The following is a 1,750-nucleotide window of genomic DNA, read 5'->3' on the forward strand; positions in this document are numbered from 1 at the left end:
CGGGTGGTTGGTCGTTGTTTGAGAACTGCACAGTGGACGCGAGCATCTGTGGCCAAGTTTTTAAGGGCGCACGGTGGATGCCTTGGCACCAGGAACCGATGAAGGACGTGGGAGGCCGCGATAGGCCCCGGGGAGCTGTCAACCGAGCTTTGATCCGGGGGTGTCCGAATGGGGAAACCCGGCAGTCGTCATGGGCTGTCACCCGCTGCTGAACACATAGGCAGTGTGGAGGGAACGCGGGGAAGTGAAACATCTCAGTACCCGCAGGAAGAGAAAACAACCGTGATTCCGGGAGTAGTGGCGAGCGAAACCGGATGAGGCTAAACCGTATGCGTGTGAGACCCGGCAGGGGTTGCGTATACGGGGTTGTGGGATTTCTCTTGATCAGTCTGCCGGCTGGTCGGCGAGTCAGAAACCGTATGGATAGGCGAAGGGCATGCGAAAGGCCCGGCGTAGAGGGTAAGACCCCCGTAGTCGAAATCTGTACGGCTCGCTTGAGAAACACCCAAGTAGCACGGGGCCCGAGAAATCCCGTGTGAATCTGGCGGGACCACCCGCTAAGCCTAAATATTCCCTGGTGACCGATAGCGGATAGTACCGTGAGGGAATGGTGAAAAGTACCCCGGGAGGGGAGTGAAATAGTACCTGAAACCGTGTGCCTACAAGCCGTGGGAGCGTCGGAACAAGGTTTTCCTTGTTCTCGTGACTGCGTGCCTTTTGAAGAATGAGCCTGCGAGTTTGCGGTGTGTTGCGAGGTTAACCCGGGTGGGGTAGCCGTAGCGAAAGCGAGTCCGAATAGGGCGGTGGAGTAGCACGCTCAAGACCCGAAGCGGAGTGATCTAGCCATGGGCAGGTTGAAGCGGAGGTAAGACTTCGTGGAGGACCGAACCCACCAGGGTTGAAAACCTGGGGGATGACCTGTGGTTAGGGGTGAAAGGCCAATCAAACTCCGTGATAGCTGGTTCTCCCCGAAATGCATTTAGGTGCAGCGTCGTGTGTTTCTTGCCGGAGGTAGAGCACTGGATAGGCGATGGGCCCTACCGGGTTACTGACCTTAGCCAAACTCCGAATGCCGGTAAGTGAGAGCGCGGCAGTGAGACTGTGGGGGATAAGCTCCATGGTCGAGAGGGAAACAGCCCAGAGCATCGACTAAGGCCCCTAAGCGTACGCTAAGTGGGAAAGGATGTGGAGTCGCAGAGACAACCAGGAGGTTGGCTTAGAAGCAGCCACCCTTGAAAGAGTGCGTAATAGCTCACTGGTCTAGTGATTCCGCGCCGACAATGTAGCGGGGCTCAAGCGTACCGCCGAAGTCGTGTCATTGACACATGTACCTCCAACGAGGGTGTTGATGGGTAGGGGAGCGTCGTCTGCCGGGTGAAGCAGCCGTGTAAGCGAGTTGTGGACGGTTGACGAGTGAGAATGCAGGCATGAGTAGCGATTCACACGTGGGAAACGTGTGCGCCGATTGACTAAGGGTTCCTGGGTCAAGCTGATCTGCCCAGGGTAAGTCGGGACCTAAGGCGAGGCCGACAGGCGTAGTCGATGGATAACCGGTTGATATTCCGGTACCCGCTGTGAAGCGTCAAACATCGAATCCAGTGATGCTAAGCCCGTGAAACCGTCGTGTGCGTCTTCGGACAAGCACGGAGTGGTGGAGCCGGTGACCCGAGCTGGTAGTAGGTGAGTGATGGGGTGACGCAGGAAGGTAGTCCATCCCGGGCGGTGGTTGTCCCGGGGTAAGGGTGTAGGA

The 1,750-nt window shown here is 57.5% G+C and carries 1 other annotated feature (only partly in view).

What is annotated here, in order from left to right:
- The first annotated feature begins 50 nt into the window (after nt 1–50).
- Nucleotides 51–1,750 (forward strand) — a sequence feature (mutual gap in cmsearch alignment for this rRNA model is longer than 100) (it continues 1,414 nt past the right edge of the window).

This window comes from Streptomyces deserti, assembly GCF_054782695.1.